Origin of the sequence: Prevotella rectalis (assembly GCF_900607215.1) — a bacterium.
GTDB classification, from domain to species: domain Bacteria; phylum Bacteroidota; class Bacteroidia; order Bacteroidales; family Bacteroidaceae; genus Prevotella; species Prevotella brunnea.
On the sequence record NZ_LR027820.1, the window covers coordinates 762,393 to 762,970 of the forward strand.

Genomic DNA, 578 nt, shown 5'->3' on the forward strand with positions numbered 1-578 from the left:
GACTGTATTTCATCTTATGCCTTGTGTGTTTGGCAAGTTCCCCTGTTGTATCATTATGAATGATATTATAAATGGATTGGTGGGACACCTTTATCCCCTCATTCTTGCGCAGATAACCTGATATTTGCCGTGGAGACCACTGAGCATTGGTGATATATTCCTTAATCCTCCAGACTAATTCGTCGGAGAGCCTGGCGTTCTTTACCGTTCTCTTTCTGCGCTGCATAGCCATATCGTGCGCCTTTGTCCAAATATACTTTCCCGATGGCGTGCTGTTGCGTTTGATTTCACGTGAAAGTGTTGACTGACTGATGCCAACGATTGCGGCAATCTCTTTTCTCCCTGTTTTCTTTTGGAGTAAGGCGAAAATTTGCGACCTTTGCTCCGAGATTAATTGATGATACATTTGCAATACAAAGTTAGTTAATCTTTGGGAGACAGCGGTCTCCCTTTTTTTATTTGTATTGCTGGTTGTTTTTTTCCTCGCCGAGAGATGCAGACAACCTCTCGCTACGCTTCGAGAACGTCTGCATCTCTCGGCGAGGGCTACTCTTTTATTGCACTTCGTTTTGGAACTT

Annotated in this window: 1 pseudogene (only partly in view); it reads right to left on the minus strand. The window is 43.8% G+C overall.

Annotation, left to right across the window (positions count from 1 at the left end):
• A pseudogene (locus E0E16_RS14930) lies at positions 1-406 on the minus strand (IS30 family transposase); it reaches 689 nt to the left of the window's first position.
• Positions 407-578: the final 172 nt, after the last annotated feature.